This window comes from Cellulomonas sp. NTE-D12 (assembly GCF_027923705.1).
Classification (GTDB): domain Bacteria; phylum Actinomycetota; class Actinomycetes; order Actinomycetales; family Cellulomonadaceae; genus Cellulomonas.
Genome location: NZ_AP026442.1, coordinates 3066345 through 3091509, shown reverse-complemented (window position 1 = coordinate 3091509; position 25165 = coordinate 3066345). Strand labels below are relative to the sequence as shown.

The window sequence follows — 25165 nt, the reverse complement described above, 5'->3', positions numbered from 1 at the left end:
GTGCGAGACTGGGGCCGTGGCGACGGCGGCGACAGCAGGCTCCCGAGGGGCCGGGCGGGTGGCCACGGACGACCGGATGGAGGCCCTCGCCCGGCACCGCCGTCAGGTGCGCGTCCGGACGGTCGCGTCCCGCGCGATCCTCGCGCTCGCGGTGATCACGCTGATCTCCGCTGCGCGTCCGCACCTCTGGCAGCCGGTCGCGGTGCTCGGTCAGGTGGCCTGGAACGCCCGCCCGCACGTAGCCCGTCCGTCGCTGGTGCTCGCGGCCGTGGTGATGCTCGGCACGTCGCGGGGCCTGCGCCGGGGGCACTCGATCGCGTGGGGCGGCACCCTCGCCGTGCTGGCCGTCTCCGCGGTGCTGCACCTGGCGCACCGCGTGGACGTGATCCCGACCGTTCTGGTGCTGGGTGCAGCGATCTGGCTGGCCCTGCAGCGCCGGTCGTTCCCCGTGCGGGCGACCCGCCGCGAGGCACGGCGGGTGGCGCTGATCGCCGGCACCTGGCTGCTGCTGACCGGCGCCGCGGAGGTGCTGTTCCGGCTCGTGCTGCGCTCCGAGCCGGAGCACCGGTCGGCGCTGCGGGACCTGTCCGCCGACATCGACCTGGCCCTCGTCGTCGTGTTCGTCGTCGCGCTCGTCTGGTTCGTGATGTCTCCGCAGCGCCCCGGACGGCTGCACACCGCCGCGCACCTGAACGAGCGGGAACGGGCCCGCCGGGTGATCGAGCGGTGGGGCCGCGGCACCCTGGACTACTTCGCGCTGCGGGACGACAAGGACTGGTTCTTCGTCGGCGAGTCGGTGGTGGCTCACGCGGTGCGGGGCGGCGTGTGCCTCGTGTCGCCGGACCCGATCGGGCCGCCGGGGGAGCAGGCCGACGCGTGGGCGGAGTTCCTGGACTACGCCGTCGACTGCGGGTGGTCCGTCGCGGTGCTCGGCGCCTCGGCCGACTGGCTGCCCATCTACGAGGCCAGCGGGCTGCGCTCGGTGTACCTGGGCGACGAGGCGATCGTCGACTGCCCCGGCTTCAGCCTCGAGGGCCACGCCCGCAAGTCGCTGCGGCAGGCCGTGAACCGGGTGGGCAAGGCGGGCTACACCACCACGTTCGTCGAGTCGACGGCGGTGGACCCGGCGCTTCGGCAGCAGATCGAGGAGGTCGCCGACCAGTCCCGGCGCGGCGAGGCCGAGCGCGGCTTCTCCATGACGCTGTCCCGCCTGTTCGACCCGCACGACGCCGGCCTGATGCTCTCGGTGACCACGTCGCCTGCAGGCCGGGTGGACGCCTTCTGCCAGTGGGCGCCGGCTCCCGGCATCGACGGGTGGTCCCTGGACGTGATGCGCCGCCGGCTCGACGTGCCGGACCTGCCCAACGGGCTGATCGACTTCACGGTGGTGCGCACCATCGAGGAGGTGGCGGCGCGCGGTCAGCGCGCGGTCGGCCTGAACTTCGCGGTGATGCGGGACGTGCTCGGTGGCCGCGGCGACTCGCGGTGGGAGGACCTGGTGCGGCCGATGCTGCAGCGGCTGTCGCAGCAGACCCAGATGAGCTCGCTGGCCAGCTTCAACGAGAAGTTCGGGCCGTCGTGGCAGCCCCGGTACGTGGTGCTGGACGCCGCGGAGTTCGTCGGCACGCAGGCGCTGGTGATGGCCGGTGCCGAGGGTGTCACGGAGATCCCGGTGATCGGCCGGTTCCTCGGCCGGACCACCGCATGATCGTCGGGCTCCTCGCGGCGGTCGGCGCCAGCATCGGGTACGGGGTGGCGACGATCATGCAGGCGGTCGGCACCCGCCGCGCGCACGGCATGGCGGCGTTCGGCAACCCGCTGGTGCTCGGCGGTCTGGCGCTGGACGGGGCGTGCTTCCTGCTGTCCCTGCTGGCGTTCGCGCGGCTGCCGCTGTTCGCCGTCGAGACGGTGATCGCCGCCTCGGTGGTCGTGGTGGTGCTGCTGGCGCGGCCGTTCCTCGGGGCGCCGCTGCGGCCGGTGGACCTCGCCGCGGCCGTCGGCGTGGTGCTGTCGCTCGTGGTGCTCGCGGCCGCGTCCGGCGACCAGCCACCGGTGCAGGCGCACGGTACGTTCCTGGTCGCGACCGTGTCCGGCGCCGGCGCGCTCGTGGTGCTGCTCGCGGCGTCCTACGCCAAGGGGCCGGCGTGGCTGCTCGCCCTGGTCAGCGCGCTCGGCTACGCCGGGGTGGCGATCGGCGCCCGCGGCGCCCGCACCGACGGCCCGCTGCTGCACGTGGTGCTGCAGCCGATGGCCGCCGTCGTCGTCGGCTGCGGGGTCATCGCCGTGGTCGCGTACGTGCGCGCGCTCGAGCGCGGCTCGGTGGGGCTCGCCGCCGCGACCGTCTCCGTGGTCGAGGTGCTGGTGCCGGGGCTCGTCGGCGCGGCGTTCCTCGGCGACACGGTGCGCGCGGGCTGGATCCCCGGCGTGGTACTCGCGGTGGCGGTCGCGCTGGCGGGCTGCGTGGTGCTGGCACGCAGCCCCGCCAACGCGGCGGCCGGGGGCTAGCTGGCCCCCGACGCCAGGCCCTGGGAGATCAGCTCCATCACCGAGGCGTCGGCCAGCGTGGTGGAGTCACCGACCTGCCGGTGCTCGGCGACGTCCCGCAGCAGGCGTCGCATGATCTTGCCGGAGCGGGTCTTCGGCAGCTCGGGCACCACCAGGATCTGCCGCGGCTTGGCGATCGGGCCGATCTGCGTGGCGACGTGGTTGCGCAGCTCCGTCTCCACCGCCGCGGCGTCCTTGTCCAGGCCCTCCGACCCCGCGCGCAGGATGACGAAGGCGACGACGGCCTGCCCGGTCGTCTCGTCGTGCGCGCCGACCACGGCCGCCTCGGCGACCCACGGGTGCGACACCAGGGCGGACTCGATCTCGGTGGTCGACAGCCGGTGGCCGGACACGTTCATCACGTCGTCCACGCGACCGAGCAGCCAGATGTCGCCGTCCTCGTCCTTCTTCGCACCGTCGCCCGCGAAGTACAGGCCGCGGAACCGGGACCAGTAGGTGTCCCGGTACCGGTCCGGGTCGCCCCAGATGCCGCGCAGCATGGACGGCCACGGCTTGGTCACCACCAGGTAGCCGCCCGCGCCGTTGGGGACCGGGTGCCCCTCGTCGTCCACCACGTCGGCGGCGATGCCCGGCAGCGGCGTCTGCGCCGACCCCGGCTTGGCCGTGGTGACGCCCGGCAGGGGGCTGATCATGATGGCGCCGGTCTCCGTCTGCCACCACGTGTCCACCACGGGGGTCCGGTCACCACCGATCACCCGGCGGTACCACATCCACGCCTCGGGGTTGATCGGCTCACCGACCGAGCCCAGCACGCGCAGGCTGCTCAGGTCCCGTGCCGCCGGGATGTCGTCGCCCCACTTCATGCAGGTGCGGATCGCCGTCGGCGCCGTGTAGAGGATCGAGACCTTGTACTTCTCGACGATGTCCCACCAGCGGCCGCGGTCCGGGGTGTCGGGGGTGCCCTCGTAGATCACCTGCGTCGCACCGTTCACCAGCGGCCCGTAGACCACGTAGGTGTGGCCGGTGATCCAGCCGATGTCGGCGGTGCACCAGTACACGTCCGTGTCGGGCTTGAGGTCGAAGACGTTCAGGTGCGTGAACGCCGCCTGCGTCAGGTACCCGCCGGTGGTGTGGAAGATGCCCTTCGGCTTCCCGGTGGTGCCCGAGGTGTAGAGGATGAACAGCGGGTGCTCCGCCGGCAGGTCCACCGCGCTGTGCTGGTCGGACGCGCCGTCCACCACGTCGTGCCACCACAGGTCGCGCCCGTCGCTCCAGTCGACCTCCTGGCCGGTCCGGCGGACCACCAGCACGTTCTTCACGGTGGGCGCGCCCTTGGCCAGGGCCTCGTCGACCGCGGGCTTGAGCGCGCTCGGGTGGCCGCGGCGGTAGCCGCCGTCGGCGGTGACGACGAGCGTCGCCTCGGCGTCCAGGATCCGCGAGTGCAGCGCCTCGGCCGAGAAGCCGCCGAACACCACCGAGTGCGGGGCGCCGATGCGCGCGCACGCCAGCATGGTGATCACGGCCTCGGGGATCAGCGGCAGGTAGACGGCCACCCGGTCGCCCGTGCGCACGCCGAGGGACTCCAGGGCGTTCGCGGCGCGGGACACCTCGCGCAGCAGGTCGGCGTAGGTCAGCGTGCGGGTGTCGCCCGGCTCACCCTCGAAGTGCAGCGCGACGCGGTCGCCGTTGCCCGCCTCGACGTGCCGGTCCACCGCGTTGACGCAGGCGTTCAGCGTGCCGTCGGCGAACCACTTGGCGAAGGGGGCGTCGGACCAGTCGAGCGTCTGCGTGAACGGCGTGCTCCAACTCAGCAGCAGGCGCGCCTGCTCCGCCCACGACCCCTCCGGGTCGGCGTTGGCCCAGGCGTACAGGTCCCGGGTGGCGTTCGCCTGTGCGGTGAACTCCGGGGACGGCGGGAACCGGCGGTCCTCCGTCAGCAGGTTCTCCAGGCCGTTGTCCCCGGTGTTCGGCTCGGTCACGGTGTCTCCTCCGCAGCGACGATGATGCGATCGGTCGAGTCACAGATGGTGCCACCTGGGACTTTAGACCCGCATGTGCCGTGGTCAGGGCCGTGGGCGGCTCAGTGCTCAGCTCCGGTGCTCAGCTCCAGGGCTCGGCTCCAGTGCTCACCTCAGTGGGCGTTGCGCTCCCGGAAGGCACCGAGGTGGATCCCGTGCCGGCGGGCGACGTGCGACACGATGCCGCTGGCCAGCACCATCACGCCGATCACCAGCAACGTGCCCGAGGTCGCCGCGACCGACGTCTGCACCACGGTCGGCCGCCACCCCTCGGCGCTGACCACCTGCAGCATCGCGTTGCGGCTGACGCCCGGCGCGAACAGCGCCAGCGCCCCGGCCAGCGTCAGCAGCACCCCGCCCGTGTAGCCGACCCACGGCGTCCACAGCGACAGCAGCGCCACCGCGCCCAGCAGCAGCGCGCCCAGCGTCACCAGCACGATGCCGAGAACCTCGACCCGTGCCACCCAGCCGTCCGCCTCGACGGACAGGATGCGGGACACCCCGAGCAGCGTGACCACGGCGGCGACAGCGGGCAGCAGCAGTCCCACGATCAGGCCGAGCACGTGCGTGCCGGCCCCGATGGTGCGCGGTGCGTTGGGGTCCGGGAACAGCGTCCCGTCCTCCGCGGTGCCCGGCGTCGACGCGACGGTGGCCGGGGTGGCGAGCGGCGTGGCGCCGGTGCGCTCGCCGGGCCGACCCGCCGCACCTGCTCCGCCAGCGGCGGCGGCCGCGACCGCCGGGCCGGGCATCGGCGCCGGTGGCACGTCGCGGGCCGGGCCGGAGGCGGGTGCGCCGGCCGCGGGAAGCGCCGTCGTGGTGCGCGAGTCCGGTGCCGGCTCCTGGCGTTCCGAGCGGGCGGCGGTGAACCGCGGCGGCGGCAGGCGGCGGTCGGCAGCCTCCGGCTCCGGCGGGGTCGGCAGCGGCCGCGCCTGCACGTGCCGGTGCGCGGTCTCGTCGCTGACGGTCAGGCCCTCGCCCGACGGCGGCAGGTCCGCCGGTGCCGCGCTCTCGTGCGCGGCGGTGGGCTCGGCGCCGGACGCCGTGCCGGGCACCGTGCGGGGCTCGGTGCCGACGGGGCGGGTCGGCGTCGTGCCCGCTGCGGCGCCGGCGTCCGCGGCGTCCGGTGCCGGGACCACGGGCTCGGTCGGAGCGGGGCGGTCCTGGGGGTCGCTGGTGCTCATCGCGCGCATGCTCCTCGGCTGGTCGTCGGCGCCCTGCGCGGGCGCGTCGAGGTCACGCTATTGCGCTCCGGCCCGGCGCGCCCTCGCACGGGCAGGCGCGCCGCGATGCGACCGCGCAGGTGAGGGCACCCGCGCAGGACGCCGAGGCGTCAGCGGACGGCGGCGACCTGAGCGAGCTGCTCGTCGAGCTCCGGGTCCGCGACGGCCGGGGCGCCCGACGTCGGCTCGACCGCACCGGGCTTCGCGTCCGACGCCGCACCGCGCGGTCCGTGCACGCCGTAGGCGTACGACGCGCCCACCAGCAGCCCCCCGCCGACCAGGTTGCCCAGCCCGACGGCGAGCAGGTTCCGCGCGAACTCGCCGACGGTCGCGTGCGGCAGCCCCGCGATCAGGCCGAACGAGAAGGTCGTCATGTTGGCGACCACGTGCTCGAAGCCCGACGTGATGAACACCATGACGCAGGCGAAGATGACGGTGATCTTCGCGCCCTCGTTCTCCAGGCGGCCGGCGCACCAGATCGCCAGGCAGACCAGCAGGTTGCACAGGATGCCGCGGACGAACAGCTGACCGGTGGTCTCGGCCGCCTTGTGCTCGATCATCGCGGCGATCGTCTTGCCCGCCGCCGTCGTGGGCGCCAGCACCCCGGAGCCCCGCAGCAGTGCCGCGAACACCGTGGCACCGACCAGGTTGCCGACGAACACGGCGAGCAGCGTCAGCGCCGCCCGCCCCGGTCGCACCGACCGCCGGAACACCCCCTGCGTCAGGATCATCATCGCCGACGTGGCCAGCTCACCCCCGGCGACCACCACGATCGTCAGCGCCACCCCGAACACCAGGCCCTGGATCAGCGGCGCCCACGGCGAGGCGGCCTGCACCAGCGGCCCGCCGGCGGTCACCATGATCAGCACGCCGATGCCGATGTAGGCGCCGGCGAGCATGGTCCGCACCAGGAACACCCCCGGCCGGTGCGTGAGGTCCACCTTGTGGTGCGCGGCGTCGGCCTCGAGGTCCACGGTCTGCGGGATGGTCAGCACCCGACCAGGGTGACGGCTCGCCGAGTGTCAGTCCTGGGACGAATGGTCCGGTGCGGGACGCTGACCAGTGCGAGGACCGCCGGCTGTGATCAGCCCCACTCGGCGAGTCGTGCGGCGTTCGCCACGGCGGCGGCGACCACGCGGGTGACCTCCGGGTTGAACACGCTGGGGACGATGTACGTCGGGTTGAGCTCGTCGTCGCGCACCACGGACGCGAGGGCGTTGGCCGCCGCGAGCAGCATGTGCTCGGTCACCTTGTGCGACTGCGCGTCGAGCAGCCCCCGGAACACCCCGGGGAAGGCCAGCACGTTGTTGATCTGGTTGGCGAAGTCGGACCGGCCGGTGCCGACCACCGCGGCGTGCTGCGCGGCGTCGTCCGGGTCCACCTCGGGTCGGGGGTTCGCCAGCGCGAAGACGATGGCGTCGTCGGCCATCGTCGCCACGTCGTCACCCGTGATCACGTCCGGTGCGCTGACGCCGATGAACACGTCGGCCCCGGCCAGTGCCTGCGCGATCGTGCCCGTGACGCCGCGCGGGTTGGTGCTCTCCGCCGTCCAGAGCAACGACGGTGCCAGCCCGGGCCGCGCGGGGTGCACCACGCCCTCGATGTCCGCTACGACCACGTCGCGAGCCCCCGCCGCGAGCAGCAGCCTCAGCACCGCGGTCCCGGCAGCGCCCGCGCCGGACAGCACGATCCGCACGTCGCCGATCGCCTTGTCGACCACCTTCAGCGCGTTGGTCAGCGCCGCGACCACCACGATCGCCGTGCCGTGCTGGTCGTCGTGGAACACCGGGATGTCCAGGCGCTCGCGCAGGCGGCGCTCCACCTCGAAGCACCGCGGCGCGCTGATGTCCTCGAGGTTGATGCCGGCGAACACCGGCGCGATCGCCACCACCGTCTCGACGATCTGGTCGACGTCCGTGGTGTCCAGGGCGATCGGGAACGCGTCGATGTCGGCGAACCGCTTGAACAGCACCGCCTTGCCCTCCATCACGGGCAGCGCCGCCAGCGGGCCGATGTCGCCGAGGCCCAGCACGGCGGTGCCGTCGGTCACCACCGCGATGGTGTTGCGCTTGATCGTCAGCCGTCGGGCGTCCTCCGGGTGCGCCGCGATCGCCTCGCACACCCGGGCCACGCCCGGGGTGTAGGCCATGGACAGGTCGTCGCGGGTGCGCAGCGGCACCTTGGACTCGATCGACAGCTTGCCGCCGAGGTGCATGAGGAACGTCCGGTCGGAGACCCGCTCGACGACGACGCCGTGCAGCTGCTCGAGGCCCGCGACGATGGTCGCCGCGTGCTCCTCGCCGCGCGTCGCGCACGTGACGTCGACCGTCATCTGCTCGTGGCCCGAGGACTGCACGTCGAGCGCCGTGACGATGCCGCCGGCGGTCTCGATCGCGGTGGTCAGCTCGCTGACCGCCGTCGGGCGCGCCGTCACCTTCAGGCGCGCGGTGATGGACGACGAGACGCTGGGGGCTGCCACCATGCGGTCATTGTCACGACGTGAGGCCGATGCGCTCGTCGGCGCGCGGGACGGGCGCCCGTCGCGCCGTTCGAGGGGATCCGGGTCGGCCGGGCCCGGGCTGCCGGGGACGCCAGCGACGGCGCCCCGCAGGACGCCGCCGTCGGTACCGAGGTGCGGGGGTGAACATGGCGTGCATCGCTTCGGTCGCTACGGGTCCAGCCCGGTCGACCTGCCCTGTAGGTGGGCACTCCTGCGCGTGGGTGCCCCCGCACGTTCAGTTGTGAACCCTTGGTACCTCCTGCGGCGCCGTCTGCCTACCCCTGGCGGCGTCCGACGAGGTCAGGGCGCGCTGGTGGTCACATGGCGGGACGACGGACCGGCATGTGGACGGGGCTGCCGTCAGTGGCCGGCCCGTCCGCCGCCCCGGCGTCGCCGGGCCGCGAGGACCCACACCACGGCGCCCGTCGCCAGGAGGAGCAGCACGGCGGCCGCCGCCGTCCGGGAGTCGCGGCGCGACATCAGCCGGAGCGACACCGGCCGGACGAACCGCAGCGTCTCCCAGCCCCGCTCCTCGGCGAGCCGGCGCAGGGCCCGGTCGGGATTCACCACGGCGGCGTGGCCGACGGCGGCGAGCATCGGCTCGTCGGTGATCGAGTCGGAGTACGCGTAGCTGGCCTGCAGGTCGTACCCCCTGCGGTGGGCGAGGTTGGCCATCGCCTCCGCCTTGGCCGGCCCGTACGCGTAGAAGTCGATCAGCCCCGTGTACCGCCCGCCCGCGACGCGCATGTGCGTGGCGATCACGCCGTCCGCGCCGAGCAGCCGCGCGATCGGCTCCACCAGCTCCCGGCCCGACGCCGACACCACGATCACGTCCCGCCCGGCGCGGTGGTGCTCGTCGATCAGCACCACGGCCTCCGCGTACACCGCCGGGTCGATCGACTCGTGCAGCGTCCGCTCGACGATGGCCGTCACCTGGTCCACGTCCCAGCCCGTCACCATCCGGGACAGCTGGGCGCGCATGCGCTCCGTCTGCACCTCGTCCGCACCGCCCACCTGGTAGAGGAACTGGGCGTACGCGGCGCGCAGCATCGCGCGCCTGGTCAGCAGCCCGCCGGCGAGGAACGGGCGCGAGAAGGCCGTGGCCGACGAGGTGGCGATGATCGTCTTGTCGAGGTCGAAGAAGGCCGCCGCCCGGTGCGGGTCGGCCGGTGCGCGGTCGGCGGTCGGGTCGGCGGTGCGGTCGGCGGTGGGGCCGCCCGCGGGCTCCTCGGCGGCGGCGCTCATCGATCAGCCTCCTCGGCGGCCTGGGACCACGAGCTGCGGCGGCACCCGACGGGCGCCGGTTCCCGCGAGCGTATCGGCGGCCACCCACCCACAGCCCCGCTCCGCACGTCGGCCCTCGGCGGGGACGTCGCACCGGTCCCGCTGCTTGCGGCGCGGAACGGCAGGCTGGGCGGCCGCTGAGGAGGTGGGTCATGTCGTCGAGCAGGGTGCTGCTGCCCCCCGGGCCGGCGGGAGCCGTCGCCGTCGCTGGGCCCGGGCAGGGTGCCGCCGTCGTCGGCGTGGTGGGAGCCCGTGGCGGTGCCGGTACGTCCACGCTGGCGGCGCTGACCGCGGCCCGGCTGGCCCGCCGCACCAGCACGGTGCTGGTCGACCTCGACTGCCGGGGCGGCGGCCTGGACGTCACCGTCGGGGTGGAGGACGCCGACGGTGCGCGGTGGCCGGAGCTGGCGGGCGCGCGTGGCGACGTGCCGGGTGAGGACGTGCTCGCGCTGCTGCCGCGGTGGGGCGGCTGCGCGGTGCTCAGCGCCGACCGGGACGGTTCGGACCCCGACCCCGGTCTGGTGACCGACGTGCTGCACGCGCTGACGGGCGTCGTCGGCGCGATCGTGCTGGACCTGCCGCGGGGCGGCGCGTCGGCCGGCGCCGCCGTGCTGGGGGCGTGCGACGTCGTGGTCGTGGTGGCGCGGCGGGACCTCAGGTCGGTCGCGGGCACCCTTGCCGTTCGGCCCCGGCTGGCCGCGGCGGGCGCGTCGGCGGGGCTGGTCGTCCTCGGGCGAGGTCCCGGCGGGCTCTCCGTGGCGGAGCTCTCGGCCGCGGTCGACCTCCCCGTGCTCTGGGCCGGCGGCACGACGCGGCGGCTCGCGCGCGCGGCGGAGCGGGGCGTGCTGCCGAGCAGGGGGACGGCCGTGCGCGCGGCGCGCGCGGTCGCGGCGCAGGTCGAGGCGTCGTGGCTGCTCGGATGACGGCTCGGCGGTGAGGCGATGAGTGCCGGGCGGCTGGTGGCTCGGGACGCGCTGCCCGGCTCGGCGGGCCGTGGTGCGGCGGTGCTGGCGGGCAACGGCCTGACGGCCCTCGCCGAGCGGGTGCGTGCGCGGCTGCAGGACGGGCTCGGAGCACCACCGGCGTCCTCGACCTCTGCCGCGTCCGGTCGCAGCGCCGACGACAGCGTCGGGACGGTGCCGTCGGACGAGCTCCTGGCTGCGCTGGTCGGGGACGCGGTGCACCAGGAGGGCACCCTGCTCGGCCCGTCCGCTCTGGCCACGGCCGTGCGGGAGGTCCGTGCGGTGCTGTTCGGCGCCGGGCCGCTGCAGCGGTGGCTCGACGACCCGCTGGTCACCGACGTGCTGGTCAACGGACCGGCCGACGTGTGGGTGGAGCGCGCCGGGCGGCTGGTGCGGACCGACGCGGACCTCGGCTCGGTGGCCGACGTGCGGGACCTGGCCGTCCGCCTGGCGGCATCGGGCGGCCGGCGGCTCGACGACGCGACGGCGACGGTCGACGCCCGTCTGCCCGACGGCACGCGGCTGCACGCGGTGCTGCCGCCGCTGGCGGGGTCGTGCACGGTGCTGAGCCTGCGCGTGCTGCGTCGGCAGCCGTTCACGTTGGACGAGCTGGTCGACCGCGGCACCCTGGCCCCCGCCGTCGCACCGCTGCTGCAGGCGCTGGTCCACCGCCGGGCCAACCTGCTGCTGTCCGGCCCGACGGGCTCCGGCAAGACGACCCTGCTCGCAGCGCTCCTGACGGCCGTCCCGCCGGACCAGCGGATCGTGGTCGTGGAGGAGGCCGGCGAGCTGTGGCCGGACCACCCGCACGTCGTCCACCTCACCACCCGCAACGCCAACGTCGACGGGGCCGGCGCGGTGGACCTCGCACGGCTCGTCCGGGAGGCCCTGCGGATGCGTCCCGACCGACTCGTCCTGGGAGAAGCTCGCGGCGCCGAGATCCGGGAGGTGCTCGCGGCCCTGAACACCGGGCACGAGGGTGGTTGCGCGACGCTGCACGCCAACACGGCGGCCGACGTCCCGGCGCGGCTCGAGGCGATGGCGGCCCTCGCCGGGATGTCGCGGGACGCCCTTGCGGCCCAGGCCGTCAGCGCCGTCGACGCGGTGCTGCACCTGCGCCGCGCCGGTCCGGACCGGGCGCAGCGCCGGCTGAGCGAGGTCGGGGTGGTGCGCCGGGCCGACGACGGGTCGCTGGTCGTCGAGACCGCCGTGCGCTGCAGCGGTGGGGGAGCCGTGGAGCGCGGCCCGGCGTGGGACCGCCTCGCAGCACTCCTCGACCGGACCGCATCGTGACGGCCGTCCTCGGGCTGCTCGTCGCGCTGGCGGTGCTGCTGGTCGCGGGACCGCGGTGCCGTCGAGGGCTGGGGTCCGGCGCCGAGCAGCGGAGGAGGGTCTCGGCGGGCACCGGAGCCGTGCTGGAGGGGGCCGGGGCGAGGCCGCTGGCTGCCGGCCGGGAGTGGCGGCCGCCGCCTCCTCCGGTGTCGTCGCAGTCGGGAGCGGCGCCGGGCGGGTGGACGGCGCGGCTGGTGTCCCGCCGTGGTGCCCAGACCGGCGCGGGGGACCTGGCGGCAGTCCTCACCACCGTCACCGCCTTGCTGCGTGCCGGTGCGCGGCCCACCGACGCGTGGGCGCGAGCGCTCCGCCTCTCCGCCTGCGGTGCCGTCCCGACGGTGGACCAGCTCCTGCACGGTGCTGCGCCCGAGACCCGTGGTCGACGACGTCGCCGGGTGCCGCCCGGTGAACGGGCGCGCGCCCAGGCGGTCGTCGCGGCCGCCGTCGTCGCGCAGCAGCTGGGAGCTCCGCTCGCCGCCGTGCTGGACGACGTCGCCGCTGCGGTGGTGGCCGACGCGGAGGCCGAGGCGGAGCTCGCCGCGGCGCTCGCGGGCCCGCGTGCATCGGTGCGCGTGCTGCTCGGGCTGCCCGTGCTCGGTGTGCTGCTGGGCGCGGCCGCCGGCGAGGATCCCGTCGCCGTGCTGCTCGACGGCCGCCTCGGCACGGCGTCCGGGGTGCTGGGCTGCGGCCTCGCCGTCGGGGGATGGGGCTGGACCAGGCTCCTCGTCGCCCGGGCGCGGAGAGCGGCAGCCCCGTGAGCGGCGGCCCCGTGCTGCTCGTGGTGCTCGTGGTGCTCGGCAGCGTCCCGTGGTGGTGCGCTGGTGGCCGGGTGCGGTCGGTCGGTCGACGGCCAGGCGCGGTGCGGGAGCACGGCGCCGACGCCGACCGGCGACGCCCGGGGGGCGGTTGCGGGTGGCGTCGGCTGGGACCGGTGGGTGCACGGCGCGGGTCCGGGGCGCTGGATGTCGATCCGGACCCGGCGCTGCTGCTCGACCTGGTCGCAGCCGCACTGGCGGCGGGTGCGCCGATGCCGCGAGCACTGTCGACCGTCGCCGACGCGCTACCCGGACGTGTCGGTGCTCCACTGCGCCGCGCAGCGGGTGCGCTGGCGCTCGGCTCGTCGTGGCAGGCCGCGTGGGCGGACGCGCCATCGGCAGCCCGTGCGGTGGCGGACGCGCTGGAGCCCACGGCCGCAGCCGGGGCGTCACCGGTGCCGCTCCTGCGCGCCGCCGCCGCGGCGTCACGTCGCCGTCGCCGGTCTGCCGGTCGAGCGGCTGCCGGACGGCTCGGCGTCTGGCTGGTGCTGCCCCTGGGCCTGTGCTTCCTGCCGGCCTTCCTGCTGCTCGGCGTGGTGCCGGTGGTGCTGTCGATCGCCGGCCGGGTGCTCGGGTGACCGTGGACGTCATCCGTCCACAGCCCGGGGCGATCGCGTGGGCGATCCGGGCCTCGGGCGGGTGGGGAGCAGCCCGGCGGAGGACCACCAGGCTCGGGCCCGCCGGTCGCGGGACCGGCCTGGTCGGAAGGAGACATGGATGGGTGCGGATGTGATCGGTGTAGGTGTGGCCGAGGCCGGGGCGACCGGTGCTGACGTGACGAGCGCGGGGTCGGCGCGTGCCGGCGCGACGAGCGCGGGCGCGGGGGGCGGCCTCGGCGTCGGGCCGCTCAGGGGCTTCGCACGGTGGGTCGTCGCGAGGGTGCGCGCGCTGCGGTCGGGTGCGCGGGACGCCGGGATGGCGACCGCGGAGTACGCGATCGCCACGCTTGCCGCGGTCGGGTTCGCCGGGCTGCTGGTGGCCATCCTGCGCAGCGACGAGGTGCGCGGACTCCTGCTCGGCATCGTGCGGCGCGCACTCTCGTCGTGACGGCGCGTGCTGGTGGCCCGGTGCCGCGCCGGGACCGTGCGGTGGGACGTCCGCACGCGGCCGGCGGTCGTGGGGCGGTAACCGATCGTGGGTCGGTCACCGTGGAGCTCGCCGTCGGTCTGGTCGGTGTGGTGGTGCTCCTCGGGCTGGTGCTGCTGCTCACCACGGCGGCCGCCACTCAGCTGCGGTGCACCGAGGCAGCGCGTGCCGGTGCGCGCAGCGCCGCGCTCGGTGAGGACGACGCCGCCGTGCTGGGCGTCGTCAGACGCTCAGCCGGGGACGGTGCCGGTGTCGCCGTGGTCCGCGCCGACGGGTGGGTGACGGTGACGGTCGACCGGCCCGTGACCGGCGCATGGGGCCTCGGAGGTCTCGAGGCGCGGGCGCGCAGCAGCACACCGGTGGAGCCGTGAGCACGCCACCCGGGCGAGTCCCGCCGGCGTGGCGACGGCTTCCGCACGGCGACCGTGGGTCCGGAACCGTCCTGGTTCTCGGTGTGGCCGCGGTGGTCGTCCTGGTCGCGGGGCTGCTCGGCGTGCTCGCGGCGTCGTTCCTCGGGCACGCACGTGCACAGGCGGCTGCCGACCTCGCGGCGCTCGCGGCCGCGGAACGGCTGCAGCGGGAGTCCGTCTTCCCCGACGCCACCGAGCCCGTGTCCGCACCGGCCGGGGGCCCGTGCGTCCTCGCCGCTGCCGTCGCCGAGCGTAACGGCGGCCGCACGACGGGGTGCGAGACGGGCGCGTCCGGGACGGCAGGGTTCGGGACGGTGACCGTGCAGGTGACGGTGGACGGGCCTGCCGGCGCCGCGCGAGCGCGCGCCCGCGCGGGGCCGAGCCCGGTTGCGGCCGGCCCGCGGGCGCCGTGACCGTGCGGTCAGCTCGGCTGGGACCCCGCTCTATCGACCGTCGGACCCAGGTCGGATGGCGTTCGACCGGCCGTCGAGCTCGGTGCGTGCGCCAGCACCACGTCGAGCAGCCGGATCGCAGCCGCCTTGTCGAGGGGGTCGTTGCCGTTGCCGCACTTGGGCGACTGGACGCAGGCGGGGCACCCGTAGCCGCACGGGCAGGACGCGATCGCGTCACGGGTGGCCCGCAGCCAGACGGCGCCGAGACCGAACCCGCGCTCGGCGAACCCGGCGCCCCCGGGGTACGCGTCGTGCACGAAGACGGTGGCGGTGCCGGTGTCGACGTGCACGGCCGTCGACAGGCCGCCGAGGTCCCAGCGGTCGCACGTCGCCAGCAGGGGCAGCAGGCCGATCGAGGCGTGCTCGGCGGCGTGCAGGGCGCCCGGCGTCTGCTCCAGCGTCACGCCGGCGGCCTCGAGGACCTCCGGCGGTGCGGTCCACCAGACGGCGGTGGTGCGCAGGGTCCGTGCGGGCAGGTCCAGCTCGGACGAGCCGAGCACCTGCAGGTCCGGGACGCGCTTGCGTTGGTAGCCGAGCACCTGGCTGGTGACGTCCACGTCCCCGAAGCCCCACGTCACCGGCCCCCACGCCAGCTCCTGACGGACCTCCCGGATCTGCGTCGTGGTGACCCAGCGGGCCCACGTGCCGTAGTCCACGTCGCGGCGCGTCACCAGGGCGATGCCGTCGTCCAGGGACAGCTCGTCGACGACGAAGGTCGCGCCCTGGTGCACGTAGACGGCGCCCTCGTGCACCGTGGAGTCGGCGGACGCGGTGTCCACCGTGCCCAGCAGTCGGCCGGTGCCGGACTCGACCACCCGTACCGGGTCACCACCGGTGCCGCGCAGGTCGGTCAGCCCGCTCGCCGGCTCGGCGTGGGTCCAGTACCACCCGGAGGCTCGGCGGCGCAGGGCGCCCCGCTCCACCAGCTCGTCCAGCAGCGCCGGCGCGGCCGGTCCGAACATCGCCAGCTCGTCCGTGCGCAGCGGCACCTCGGCCGCTGCGGCGCAGAGGTGCGGCGCGAGCACGTAGGGGTTGCCCGGGTCGAAGACGGTGGCTTCGACGGGTGCATCGAGCACCGCCTCCGGATGGTGCACCAGGTAGGTGTCGAGAGGGTCCTCGCGGGCGACGAACGCGACGAGCCCGTCGGCGCCGGCCCGGCCGGCGCGACCGGCCTGCTGCCACAAGGACACGCGGGTGCCGGGCCAGCCGGCGATCAGCACCGCGTCGAGGCCGGAGATGTCCACGCCCAGCTCCAGGGCGTTGGTCGTGGCGAGCCCGCGAAGCTGGCCCGTGCCGATCGCCCGCTCCAGCGCGCGCCGCTCCTCGGGGAGGTAGCCGCCGCGGTACGCCGAGACCCGTCCAGCCAGCTCTGGCGCGCTGCGCTCCAGGTGGGCGCGTGCTGTGGCGGCCACGGACTCCGCTCCTCGGCGTGAGCGGGTGAACGCGAGGCTGCGGGCACCGGCGGCGACGAGGTCCGCCAGGAGCTCCGCCACCTCGGCGGTCGCCGTGCGCCGAGGCGCGTCGGTGCGCTCCACCACCAGCTGCTCGCCGGTGCCGAGCGGGCCCGACGGCAGGCCCGCGAGCGGTGTCTCAGGCGCGCGCGACGCCTGCGCCGCCACCTGCGCCACCTCGAGGGCCTGCCCCGCCGCGGGCGCCTGTGCCGCTACAACCCCCCGCGCCGCCGCCGGCACCGGCACGGCGGCCGGCACGACCGAGACCTGTGCCCAGGGGTCGTCCTCCGGCAGCAGCGCCGACCACGGCGCATCGGACCCCGGCAGCTCGGGCGGCTCCCACAGCACCACCGTCTTGGTGCCGGCCGGCGACGCGTCGTCGGTGATCGCCCGCACCTCGTCGGGGCCCACGCCGATCAACCGTGCGGCGCTCGCCGCCGGGTCAGCGGTGGTGGCGGACGCCATCACGAAGGTGGGGTACGCCCCGTACGCCGCTGCGACCCGTCGCAACCGGCGCAGCACCAGCGCCACGTGCGCGCCGAACACACCGCGGAACGCGTGGCACTCGTCGAGCACCACGTACTGCAGCGAGGAGAGCACGCGCGACCACCGCTGGTGCTGCGGCAGCAGGGTGACGTGCAGCAGGTCGGGGTTGGTCAGCACCACGTCGGCGTACTCGCGCACCCAACGACGTTCCTCGCGGGAGGTGTCGCCGTCGCAGGTCGCGACGCGGACGTCGCGCAGCTCGGCGGCGCGCAGCAGCCGTTCGAGCCCGGCGAGCTGGTCGGCGGCCAGCGCCTTGGTCGGGCACAGGTAGAGGGTCGTGGCGCGTCGGCGGACGGTCTCGATCCGGCCCCGGTCGGCGCCCGTCGCGGCGTCCGTGCCCGCGGCCCGCACGGCGCTGAGCGCGGGCAGCCAGAACGCCAGCGACTTGCCCGAGCCGGTGGACGTCGCGAGCACGGTGTGCCTGCCGGACCACGCGGCGTCCGCCGCCTCGGCCTGGTGCGCCCAGGGCGCCTCGACCCCGAGCCGCCGGTAGCCAGCGACCAGCGCTGGGTCGGCCCAGGCCGGCCAGTCCACGGTGCGACCGGGCCGGCTCGGCAGGTGCCGGACGTGCGTCATCCGGTCCGCTCGGCGGCCTCCCGCGAGCAGCACGTCGAGCAGCTCGCCGGTCCCCACCCGTTCATGGTCGCACCCGCGCGTCGCGCTCTCGTCGAGCGCCAAGATCACCCGCATTCCGGGACGTTGGTCCCGGGCCTGTCGCCTGCGCCGGGCGTTGAACGGATTGTCGTTGTGGCACATGTGGGCGTGTCGGGCGAGTCGGACCACAACATCTTGTGTCGGGTGCGCTCGGATAGGGCTCCACCCGGACCGCGGGTGACGCAGGCTCAGGAGGGCGCAGATGTCGGTTCAGGAGTCGTCGCAGCACGCGACGCAGGGGTCGGAGCTCGGTGCAGAGCTCCAGCAGCAGGTCGAGGCGCAGCGTGGGACGACGACGTCCACCGTGCCGCAGCAGCCGGCCGCGCCGGTGATGGTCGAGGTCGGCTCCTCCATCGAGGAGTACCTGGACCGCAGCGACTGGCGGGTCAACGCCAACGCGAACCAGGGGTACTCCCTGGGCGGTCTGATCCTCAACACCGCCGGGAAGATGGTGGCCAACTACTGGCTGTCCCACGTGTACCCGGCCGAGATCGGCACGGCCCACCGCGAGGGCGACATCCACATCCACGACCTCGACATGCTGAGCGGCTACTGCGCCGGCTGGTCGCTGCGCACGCTGCTGCAGGAGGGTCTCAACGGCGTGCCGGGCAAGGTCGAGGCGACCGGCCCCAAGCACTTCTCGTCCGCCATCGGCCAGATCGTCAACTTCCTCGGCACCATGCAGAACGAGTGGGCCGGCGCCCAGGCCTTCAGCTCGTTCGACACGTACATGGCCCCGTTCGTGCGGCTGGACCAGCTCACCTACGAGCAGGTGCGCCAGGGGATCCAGGAGCTGATCTACAACCTGAACGTCCCCAGCCGCTGGGGCACGCAGACGCCCTTCACCAACCTGACGTTCGACTGGACGTGCCCGGAGGACCTCAAGGAGCAGGTGCCGTTCGTCGGCGACGAGCCGTGCGACTTCACGTACGGCGAGCTGCAGGTCGAGATGGACATGATCAACCGGGCGTACATGGAGGTGATGACGGCCGGCGACGCGTCGGGCCGTGTGTTCACCTTCCCGATCCCCACGTACAACATCACCAAGGACTTCCCGTGGGAGTCGGAGAACGCCGAGCGGCTGTTCGCCATGACGGCGAAGTACGGGCTGCCGTACTTCCAGAACTTCATCAACTCGGACATGAACCCCGGCGACGTGCGGTCCATGTGCTGCCGGCTGCAGCTGGACCTGCGTGAGCTGCTCAAGCGGGGCAACGGCCTGTTCGGCTCGGCGGAGCAGACGGGCTCCGTCGGCGTGGTGACGGTCAACATGGCGCGCCTCGGCTTCCTGCACCCGGGCGACGAGGCCGGTCTCATCACGGCGCTCGACCGCCTGCTCGAGCTGGCCCGCACCTCGCTCGAGCTCAAGCGGGACGTGATCGGCCGGCTGCTCGACGAGGGTCTGTTCCCCTACACCAAGCGGTACCTCGGCTCGCTCGAGAACCACTTCTCCACGATCGGCGTCAACGGGATCAACGAGATGATCCGCAACTTCACCGGTGACGAGTACGACCTCACCGACCCGCGCGGCCACCAGCTGGCGCTGCGCATCCTCGACCACGTGCGGGGCCGGATGGTCGAGTTCCAGGAGGAGACGGGTCACCTGTACAACCTCGAGGCGACGCCCGCCGAGGGGACCACGTACCGGTTCGCCAAGGAGGACCGCAAGCGGTTCGCGGGCATCCTGCAGGCCGGCACGGACGCCAACCCGTACTACACCAACTCCTCGCAGCTGCCGGTCGGCTTCACCGACGACCCGTTCGAGGCGCTGGCCCGGCAGGACGAGCTCCAGACCAAGTACACCGGCGGCACGGTGCTGCACCTGTACATGTCGGAGCGGATCAGCACGGCGGACGCCTGTCGCGAGCTGGTGAAGCGGTCGCTGTCGAGCTTCCGCCTGCCGTACATGACCATCACGCCGACGTTCTCCATCTGCCCGAACCACGGCTACCTGGCCGGCGAGCACCACACGTGCCCGCGCTGCGCGGAGGCGCACCCGGACGCCGCGCCGGTGGAGTGCGAGGTGTGGACGCGCGTCATGGGCTACTTCCGGCCCGTGAGCTCGTTCAACGTCGGCAAGAAGGGTGAGCAGGCGGAGCGCGTCTCGTTCGAGGAGCGGGTCGCGTTCGGTGCGGACCCCGGCATGCACGCGTACGCGCACGACGAGATCGTCGGCGCGGGCGAGCCCGTCGCGGTGGGTGCATGACGATGCCGACGACCGGGCCGACGACGGGGCGCGCTGCCTCGTCGTCGGCCCGTGCCGCCTCGTCGTCGGCCCGTGCCGCCTCGCCGTCGGCCCGCGCGGGCGCGCCGTCGCCGGCCGCGCAGGCCAGCTCGGGCCCGTCGACGGCACGCGCCGGCTCTCAGGCCCGGGATGCCGCCGCGGACGACCTGCAGATCGCCGGTCTCGTGTCGCTCTCCACCGTCGACTGGCCGGGGCACCTGGTTGCCACCGTGTTCCTGCAGGGCTGTCCGTGGCGGTGCACCTACTGCCACAACAGCGCGATCCTCGATCCCCGGACACCCGGCGTGGTCCCGTGGCAGGCCGTTCGCGACCTGCTCGCGCGACGTCGCGGGCTGCTGGACGGCGTGGTCTTCTCGGGCGGTGAGCCGACCCGGCAGGCCGGGCTGGTGGCCGCGATGCGTGAGGTGAAGGAGGCAGGCTTCCTCGTCGGGCTCCACACGGGCGGTGCCTACCCGCGTCGGCTCCGGCAGCTGCTGCCCCTGGTCGACTGGGTGGGGCTCGACATCAAGGCGCCGGCGCGGCTGTACCGCACGATCACGCGGACCGGTGGACCGACGACCAGCGCCGACCAGGCGTTCTCCTCTCTCGAGCTGGTGCTCGCGTCGGGCGTGGACGTGCAGGTGCGCACCACGGTGGATCCGACGGTGATGTCCGACGACGACGTCGCCGAGCTGACTGCCGTGCTCGCGGAGCGGGGGGTCCGCGAGCACGTGCTTCAGACCGTACGAGCGGACGGCACCACGGAGGAGTACCGGGCTGCGCTTGCGGCGGTCCGGGACGCTCGCTGACGGGGCTGTGGTCGCCTCGGACTGAGCACGCCCGGTCGTGCGACGCCCTGCCTGTCTCCTGTCGCGTGCCCTGCCGCGACCTAGGGCCACGTCAGATCGGCCATGTCAGGTCGCAGAGGGCCGCGAACGCATGGCGCCCGATTTGGGCGGCTATGTCAGTGGTCGGTGATGGGATCCCCCTATGGATGACGGGCGGTCGGTAGCGGTGGGGACGCTCCCCGCCGTGCCCGCCGTGCCCGCGGTGCTCGCGGACGGGGACGACCGCGATCCCGTCGACGACATGATCTCGGCCGTCTCGGCGGCGGACCGCCTGGTGAACCGCATCTCCGCCTGGCGTGACGGTCTCGTCGTCGAGGCGTTCCGGAGCGGCGCTGCCATGCGTCGTGCCGAGCTGCCGGCGGGCCTGTCCGACAACGTCGCCTGGGAGTGGGCCCGGACCGACATGGTCGCGGAGCTCGCGCTCGCTCTTCGTCTGCCGGAGTCGACCGTCTCGTCGCGGGTGCGCCGCACGGCCGTGCTGACCAGGTGCTTCCCGCGTCTCGCCGAGGCGCACGCCGACGGTGAGGTCTCCCGGTGGCACGTCGACGTGATGCTCGAGCTGTTCGAGCGGTGTTCGGAGGACGTGCGCTCGGCAGCGGACGAGGCGCTGACTCCGCGGGCGCTGGCGCTGGACCCGTCCCGGTTCCGCTCCGTGGCCCGCCGGTGGCGTGCGCGGCACGCCGCTCCGGTGACTCCGGAGGCGCGCCGCGCCGCCGTCGCGGACCGGCACGTCACCGTGACGCCGGCTGACGACCACCTCGCGTGGCTCAGCGCCCTGCTGCCCGCCGAGCAGGCCTATGCGGCGTTCCACCGCATCTCCGACCTGGCTGCGGAGGTCCAGGGCCCGGATGACGAGCGCTCGCTGCCGCAGCTGCGCGCGGACGTGATGTCCGCGCTCCTCATCGACCCGGACGCTCGGGACGCCAGCAGGCCCGTGAGGGCCGCTCCGCGGCAGTTGCCGGACCAGGACCAGCGGCACCCCAGCCGAACCGACGGATGCGACGATCCGAGCGACGCCGTCCAGGTGGATGCCGACATGAGCGGGTCCCGCAAGTCGCTCCCCGACGGGGCACGGGGAATCCGCGCGACCGTGGTGCTCACCGTGCCGGTTCTGACGCTGCTCGGACATGATGACGAGCCGGCCGTGCTCGAGGGCCACGGGCCGATCGACATCGAGACGGCTCGCCGTCTGGCGGCGGATGCCCCGTCGTTCATCAGGGTGCTCACCGACCCGCACACGGGGGCGGTGCTCTCCGTCGGTCGCCGCCGGTACGCGGTTCCGGGTGATCTCCGTACCGCGCTGGCGGTGCGGGACGTCACCTGCCGGTTCCCCGGCTGCGCGCGTCGGGCCGCGCGCTGCGACGTCGACCACTCGACGGCGTGGGCGGCCGGTGGCGAGACGGCGGCGGACAACCTCGCCCATCTGTGCCGCAAGCACCACCGGCTCAAGCACCTGGGTCGATGGCACGTGACGCATCGGCGCGGCGGTGAGCTCGTCTGGCAGACGCCGTCGGGCCGGCGTTACCACGACGAGCCGGCCGCCCGTCTCGACGCCGGGTCGCCGCCGTCAACCGGCGCCGGTGCCCCAGCGGATGCCTCCGCTCGTGACCCCGTTCGTTCGGCAATGCCCGCGGGGCGCCGTGCTGCTGCCTACCCGCTGGTCCCGCCCTTCTGACCCGACGCTCGGTTCTGGTGACCAGCGCCACGGTCGCTGTTGTGGCTCCTGGCCGGCGCGGATGTTTCAATTCCCGTGTCGTGCCGAGCGGACGTGGAGGGGCAGGCCGTGGCGCTGCGTGTGGTGAGCCGTGAGGTCGGCCGGCAGACGGTGGTCGAGGTCGACGGCGAGATCGACGTCGCCACCGCCGACACGCTGCGTGAGCGCCTGAACGCCCTGATCGACCGCCAGCAGGTCGACCTGGTGGTCGACCTGCGGGGCGTCAGCTTCATGGACTCGACGGGCCTGGGCCTGCTGGTGGGCACCCTCAAGCGGGTGCGGACCGCGGGTGGCCGGCTGCAGCTGGTCGTCGACTCGGAGCGGTTGCTCATGGTGTTCCGCATCACGGCTCTGGAGCAGGTCTTCACCATCCGCCCCTCCCTGGACGACGCGCTGGTCGAGGAGCCGACGCACTGACGTCGGAGGTCGGCCGCCGCGCGGCCGAGGCCATGAGCTGCCCCGGTCGACGGCACCCAGCCGTGCCGAAGGACCTCGGCCCAGACACCTGTCGTTCGGTCCTCGGTAGGACCAAGGTCACACTCCCTGGCTAGACTGCCCGGATTCCCGGCGACGGTGCCGAGGAACGACTCGGCCGAGAGCCGTGCGACGTCCTTGGGGGAGGATCCATGCTGCAGCTCGGCACCACGAGCCTGGTGATCGTCGGATGCATCGCCGCCGTGGCGGTGGCTGCCCTGGCGGTCGCTGCGGTGCTGGCCCGTCAGGTGCTGGCCGCGGGCGAGGGCACCGTCCGCATGCAGGACATCGCCCACGCGGTGCAGGAAGGGGCGTCGGCGTTCCTCCGGCGGCAGTTCCGCACGCTCGGCCTGTTCGCCGTGGTGGTCGTCGCGCTGCTGCTGCTGCTCCCCGGAGACGGTGGCGTGAAGCTGGGGCGCAGCATCTTCTTCCTGTTCGGAGCGGGTTTCTCCGCATCGATCGGGTTCCTCGGCATGTGGCTGGCCACCCGCGCCAACCTGCGTGTCGCGGCGGCGGCCTCCGGGCCCGACGGACGGGCGGCCGGTGCCCGGATCGCCTTCCGGACGGGCGGCGTGGTGGGCATGTCGGTCGTCGGCCTCGGGCTGCTGGGCGCGTCCGCCGTCGTCCTCGTCTACCGGGGCAACGCACCCGCGGTGCTCGAGGGGTTCGGCTTCGGCGCCGCGCTGCTCGCGATGTTCATGCGGGTGGGCGGCGGCATCTTCACCAAGGCGGCGGACGTCGGCGCCGACCTGGTCGGCAAGGTGGAGCAGGGCATCCCGGAGGACGACCCCCGCAACGCCGCGACCATCGCCGACAACGTGGGCGACAACGTCGGGGACTGCGCCGGCATGGCGGCCGACCTGTTCGAGTCGTACGCCGTGACGCTGGTGGCCGCGCTGATCCTCGGCAAGGCGGCGTTCGGCGAGCACGGCATGGTGTTCCCGCTGCTCGTGACGGCCGTCGGCGCCCTCGTGGCAGCCCTGGGTGTGTTCATCACGCGGGTCCGTGGCCAGGAGTCCGGCCTGCAGGCGATCAACCGCGGCTTCTACACGGCGGCGCTGCTCGGCGTGGTGCTGGCCACCGTCGCGGCCTTCGTCTACCTGCCGTCGTCGTTCACGGCCTTCACCGACGGCACCGCCGGGCTGCAGACCCACCACGGCGACCCGCGCCTGATCGCGTCGGTCGCGGTGCTGGTCGGCGTGGTGCTGGCCGGAGTGATCCTCTGGGTGACCGGCTACTTCACCAACACCACCAGCAACCCGACCTTGCACGTCGCCCGGACCACGCTGACCGGTGCCGCCACCGTGGTGCTGTCGGGCATCGGCGTCGGTTTCGAGTCCGCCGTCTACACCGCGGGCATCATCGCCGCGGCGATCTGCGCCGTGTTCCTGGTGGCGGGCGGGTCGATCCCGCTGGCCCTGTTCCTCATCGCGCTGGCCGGCTGCGGCCTGCTGACGACGGTCGGCGTGATCGTCGCGATGGACACGTTCGGGCCGGTCAGCGACAACGCCCAGGGCATCGCGGAGATGTCGGGCGACGTCACCGAGGAGGGTGCGCGCATCCTCACGGACCTCGACGCCGTCGGGAACACCACCAAGGCCGTGACCAAGGGCATCGCGATCGCCACCGCCGTGCTCGCCGCGACCGCGCTGTTCGGCTCCTACGCCGACGCGGTGCGCACCTCGCTGGCCGGGGTGAGCGGTCGGCTGGGCGACGACCTCGTCACCGCGATGATGGACTACCAGATCATCAGCCCGATCACGCTGGTGGGCCTGATCCTCGGCGGCGCCACGGTGTTCCTGTTCTCCGGGCTGGCGATCGACGCCGTCACCCGCGCCGCCGGCGCGATCGTCTTCGAGGTGCGCCGCCAGTTCCGCGAGCACCCCGGCATCATGAACGGCACCGAGCGGCCCGAGTACGGCCGGGTGGTGGACATCTGCACGCGCGACTCGCTGCGGGAGCTCGCCACCCCGGGCCTGCTGGCGGCGTTCGCGCCGATCGCCGTCGGGTTCGGGCTGGGCATCGGCCCGCTCGCCGGGTTCCTCGCGGGTGCGATCGGCGCGGGTGTGCTCATGGCCGTGTTCCTCGCCAACAGCGGTGGCACCTGGGACAACGCGAAGAAGATCGTCGAGGACGGGCACTACGGCGGCAAGGGGTCCGCGGCGCACGCCGCAGCCGTGATCGGCGACACCGTCGGCGACCCGTTCAAGGACACCGCCGGGCCGGCGATCAACCCGCTGATCAAGGTGATGAACCTGGTGGCGCTGCTGGTCGCACCGGCGGTCGTGTCCGTGTCGGCCGGTGCCGGCGCCAACCATGCGCTGCGCCTGGTGATCGCCCTGCTGGCCGCGGGGGTCGCGTTCGGGGCCGTGATCGTGTCCCGGCTCCGGGCGGCGCGGGTGGACCGTGAGTCGGTCGCCGCGGCGTCGGCGGAGGGACGGCGCGCGTCCGGCGGGTCGCCGGACCCGGAGGTGCTCGAGGCGGAGCTCGAGTTCGACGAGACGGACGAGTTCTCGGACGCCGAGCTCGCCGCCGACCTGCCTGACCAGGACCTGGACGACGACAGCCTCGCCGACTCGGCACCGCGGGGACCGCGCCCGCGGGAGTGAGGGAGTCCGCCGGGGCCACGAAGCCCGCCGAGTGAGGGAGTCCGCCGGGGCCACGGAGCCC

Annotated in this window: 20 protein-coding genes; 14 read left to right on the top strand and 6 right to left on the bottom strand. The window is 74.3% G+C overall.

Annotation, left to right across the window (positions count from 1 at the left end; all coding sequences use genetic code 11):
* The first annotated feature begins 58 nt into the window (after positions 1-58).
* Positions 59-1708, top strand: coding sequence for a bifunctional lysylphosphatidylglycerol flippase/synthetase MprF (locus QMF98_RS14270; protein WP_337973604.1), 1650 nt, complete (start codon positions 59-61; stop codon positions 1706-1708).
* Complete coding sequence (locus tag QMF98_RS14265; RefSeq protein WP_337973603.1) at positions 1705-2505, top strand: hypothetical protein; 801 nt, start codon at positions 1705-1707, stop codon at positions 2503-2505. The genes QMF98_RS14270 and QMF98_RS14265 overlap by 4 nt, the downstream gene beginning before the upstream one ends.
* On the opposite strand, the gene acs is transcribed toward QMF98_RS14265, so the two are convergent.
* From acs to QMF98_RS14240, 5 genes are all read right to left on the bottom strand, one after another.
* Positions 2502-4484, bottom strand: coding sequence for an acetate--CoA ligase (gene acs, locus QMF98_RS14260; RefSeq protein WP_337973602.1), 1983 nt, complete (start codon positions 4482-4484; stop codon positions 2502-2504). The genes QMF98_RS14265 and acs overlap by 4 nt on opposite strands.
* 152 nt (positions 4485-4636) lie before the next feature.
* A complete protein-coding gene (locus QMF98_RS14255) occupies positions 4637-5704 on the bottom strand; it encodes a hypothetical protein (protein ID WP_337973601.1) in 1068 nt (355 codons plus the stop codon).
* 149 nt (positions 5705-5853) lie between these two features.
* Positions 5854-6738 (bottom strand): formate/nitrite transporter family protein, encoded by an 885-nt coding sequence (locus QMF98_RS14250; protein WP_337973600.1) that lies wholly within the window; start codon positions 6736-6738, stop codon positions 5854-5856.
* An 89-nt stretch (positions 6739-6827) separates the two neighbouring features.
* Positions 6828-8225: an NAD-dependent malic enzyme gene (locus QMF98_RS14245; RefSeq protein WP_337973599.1), complete on the bottom strand. Its 1398-nt coding sequence runs from the start codon at positions 8223-8225 to the stop codon at positions 6828-6830.
* A gap of 378 nt (positions 8226-8603) precedes the next feature.
* The gene (locus QMF98_RS14240) at positions 8604-9488 is read right to left on the bottom strand and encodes an HAD family hydrolase (RefSeq protein WP_337973598.1); all 885 of its coding nucleotides are present in this window, start codon (positions 9486-9488) and stop codon (positions 8604-8606) included.
* A 191-nt stretch (positions 9489-9679) separates the two neighbouring features.
* Between QMF98_RS14240 and QMF98_RS14235 the strand changes: the two genes are divergently transcribed.
* From QMF98_RS14235 to QMF98_RS14205, 7 genes are all read left to right on the top strand, one after another.
* Complete coding sequence (locus QMF98_RS14235; RefSeq protein ID WP_337973597.1) at positions 9680-10450, top strand: CpaE-like family protein; 771 nt, start codon at positions 9680-9682, stop codon at positions 10448-10450.
* An 18-nt stretch (positions 10451-10468) separates the two neighbouring features.
* Positions 10469-11782 carry a TadA family conjugal transfer-associated ATPase gene (locus tag QMF98_RS14230; RefSeq protein WP_337973596.1) on the top strand — a complete coding sequence of 438 codons (1314 nt, stop codon included), beginning with the start codon at positions 10469-10471 and terminating at the stop codon, positions 11780-11782.
* Positions 11779-12579, top strand: a complete 801-nt coding sequence (locus QMF98_RS14225; RefSeq protein ID WP_337973595.1) for a hypothetical protein — start codon at positions 11779-11781, stop codon at positions 12577-12579. The genes QMF98_RS14230 and QMF98_RS14225 overlap by 4 nt, the downstream gene beginning before the upstream one ends.
* Complete coding sequence (locus QMF98_RS14220) at positions 12576-13214, top strand: type II secretion system F family protein (RefSeq protein WP_337973594.1); 639 nt, start codon at positions 12576-12578, stop codon at positions 13212-13214. Before QMF98_RS14225 ends, QMF98_RS14220 begins: the two co-directional genes overlap by 4 nt.
* Before the next feature lie 139 nt (positions 13215-13353).
* Positions 13354-13683 (top strand): DUF4244 domain-containing protein, encoded by a 330-nt coding sequence (locus QMF98_RS14215; protein WP_337973593.1) that lies wholly within the window; start codon positions 13354-13356, stop codon positions 13681-13683.
* Between the two features lie 101 nt (positions 13684-13784).
* Positions 13785-14093, top strand: coding sequence for a TadE family type IV pilus minor pilin (locus QMF98_RS14210; RefSeq protein ID WP_337973592.1), 309 nt, complete (start codon positions 13785-13787; stop codon positions 14091-14093).
* Complete coding sequence (locus QMF98_RS14205) at positions 14090-14545, top strand: Rv3654c family TadE-like protein (protein WP_337973591.1); 456 nt, start codon at positions 14090-14092, stop codon at positions 14543-14545. The genes QMF98_RS14210 and QMF98_RS14205 overlap by 4 nt, the downstream gene beginning before the upstream one ends.
* Positions 14546-14553: 8 nt before the next feature.
* Here QMF98_RS14205 and QMF98_RS14200 read toward each other — a convergent pair whose 3' ends face one another.
* The gene (locus tag QMF98_RS14200) at positions 14554-17157 is read right to left on the bottom strand and encodes a DEAD/DEAH box helicase (RefSeq protein ID WP_337975643.1); all 2604 of its coding nucleotides are present in this window, start codon (positions 17155-17157) and stop codon (positions 14554-14556) included.
* Between the two features lie 409 nt (positions 17158-17566).
* On the opposite strand from QMF98_RS14200, the gene QMF98_RS14195 reads away from it, so the two are divergent.
* The 5 genes from QMF98_RS14195 (at position 17567) to QMF98_RS14175 (ending at position 25104) form a co-directional block, all read left to right on the top strand.
* Positions 17567-19441: a ribonucleoside triphosphate reductase gene (locus QMF98_RS14195; protein ID WP_337975642.1), complete on the top strand. Its 1875-nt coding sequence runs from the start codon at positions 17567-17569 to the stop codon at positions 19439-19441.
* Positions 19438-20268 (top strand): anaerobic ribonucleoside-triphosphate reductase activating protein, encoded by an 831-nt coding sequence (locus QMF98_RS14190; protein ID WP_337973590.1) that lies wholly within the window; start codon positions 19438-19440, stop codon positions 20266-20268. Before QMF98_RS14195 ends, QMF98_RS14190 begins: the two co-directional genes overlap by 4 nt.
* 223 nt (positions 20269-20491) lie before the next feature.
* Complete coding sequence (locus QMF98_RS14185; RefSeq protein WP_337973589.1) at positions 20492-21982, top strand: HNH endonuclease signature motif containing protein; 1491 nt, start codon at positions 20492-20494, stop codon at positions 21980-21982.
* Between the two features lie 93 nt (positions 21983-22075).
* Positions 22076-22438 carry an anti-sigma factor antagonist gene (locus QMF98_RS14180; RefSeq protein WP_337973588.1) on the top strand — a complete coding sequence of 121 codons (363 nt, stop codon included), beginning with the start codon at positions 22076-22078 and terminating at the stop codon, positions 22436-22438.
* A 209-nt stretch (positions 22439-22647) separates the two neighbouring features.
* Positions 22648-25104, top strand: coding sequence for a sodium-translocating pyrophosphatase (locus QMF98_RS14175; RefSeq protein ID WP_337973587.1), 2457 nt, complete (start codon positions 22648-22650; stop codon positions 25102-25104).
* The last annotated feature ends 61 nt before the right edge of the window (positions 25105-25165 follow it).

Excerpts from the sequence above, each read along its gene's own strand:
- QMF98_RS14265 (WP_337973603.1), top strand. The coding sequence starts at position 1,705 with ATGATCGTCGGGCTCCTCGCGGCGGTCGGCGCCAGCATCGGGTACGGG.
- QMF98_RS14255 (WP_337973601.1), bottom strand. The coding sequence starts at position 5,704 with ATGAGCACCAGCGACCCCCAGGACCGCCCCGCTCCGACCGAGCCCGTG.
- QMF98_RS14245 (WP_337973599.1), bottom strand. The coding sequence starts at position 8,225 with ATGGTGGCAGCCCCCAGCGTCTCGTCGTCCATCACCGCGCGCCTGAAG.
- QMF98_RS14240 (WP_337973598.1), bottom strand. The coding sequence starts at position 9,488 with ATGAGCGCCGCCGCCGAGGAGCCCGCGGGCGGCCCCACCGCCGACCGC.
- QMF98_RS14235 (WP_337973597.1), top strand. The coding sequence starts at position 9,680 with ATGTCGTCGAGCAGGGTGCTGCTGCCCCCCGGGCCGGCGGGAGCCGTC.
- QMF98_RS14230 (WP_337973596.1), top strand. The coding sequence starts at position 10,469 with ATGAGTGCCGGGCGGCTGGTGGCTCGGGACGCGCTGCCCGGCTCGGCG.
- QMF98_RS14215 (WP_337973593.1), top strand. The coding sequence starts at position 13,354 with ATGGGTGCGGATGTGATCGGTGTAGGTGTGGCCGAGGCCGGGGCGACC.
- QMF98_RS14200 (WP_337975643.1), bottom strand. The coding sequence starts at position 17,157 with ATGACGCACGTCCGGCACCTGCCGAGCCGGCCCGGTCGCACCGTGGAC.
- QMF98_RS14195 (WP_337975642.1), top strand. The coding sequence starts at position 17,567 with ATGGTCGAGGTCGGCTCCTCCATCGAGGAGTACCTGGACCGCAGCGAC.
- QMF98_RS14190 (WP_337973590.1), top strand. The coding sequence starts at position 19,438 with ATGACGATGCCGACGACCGGGCCGACGACGGGGCGCGCTGCCTCGTCG.
- QMF98_RS14175 (WP_337973587.1), top strand. The coding sequence starts at position 22,648 with ATGCTGCAGCTCGGCACCACGAGCCTGGTGATCGTCGGATGCATCGCC.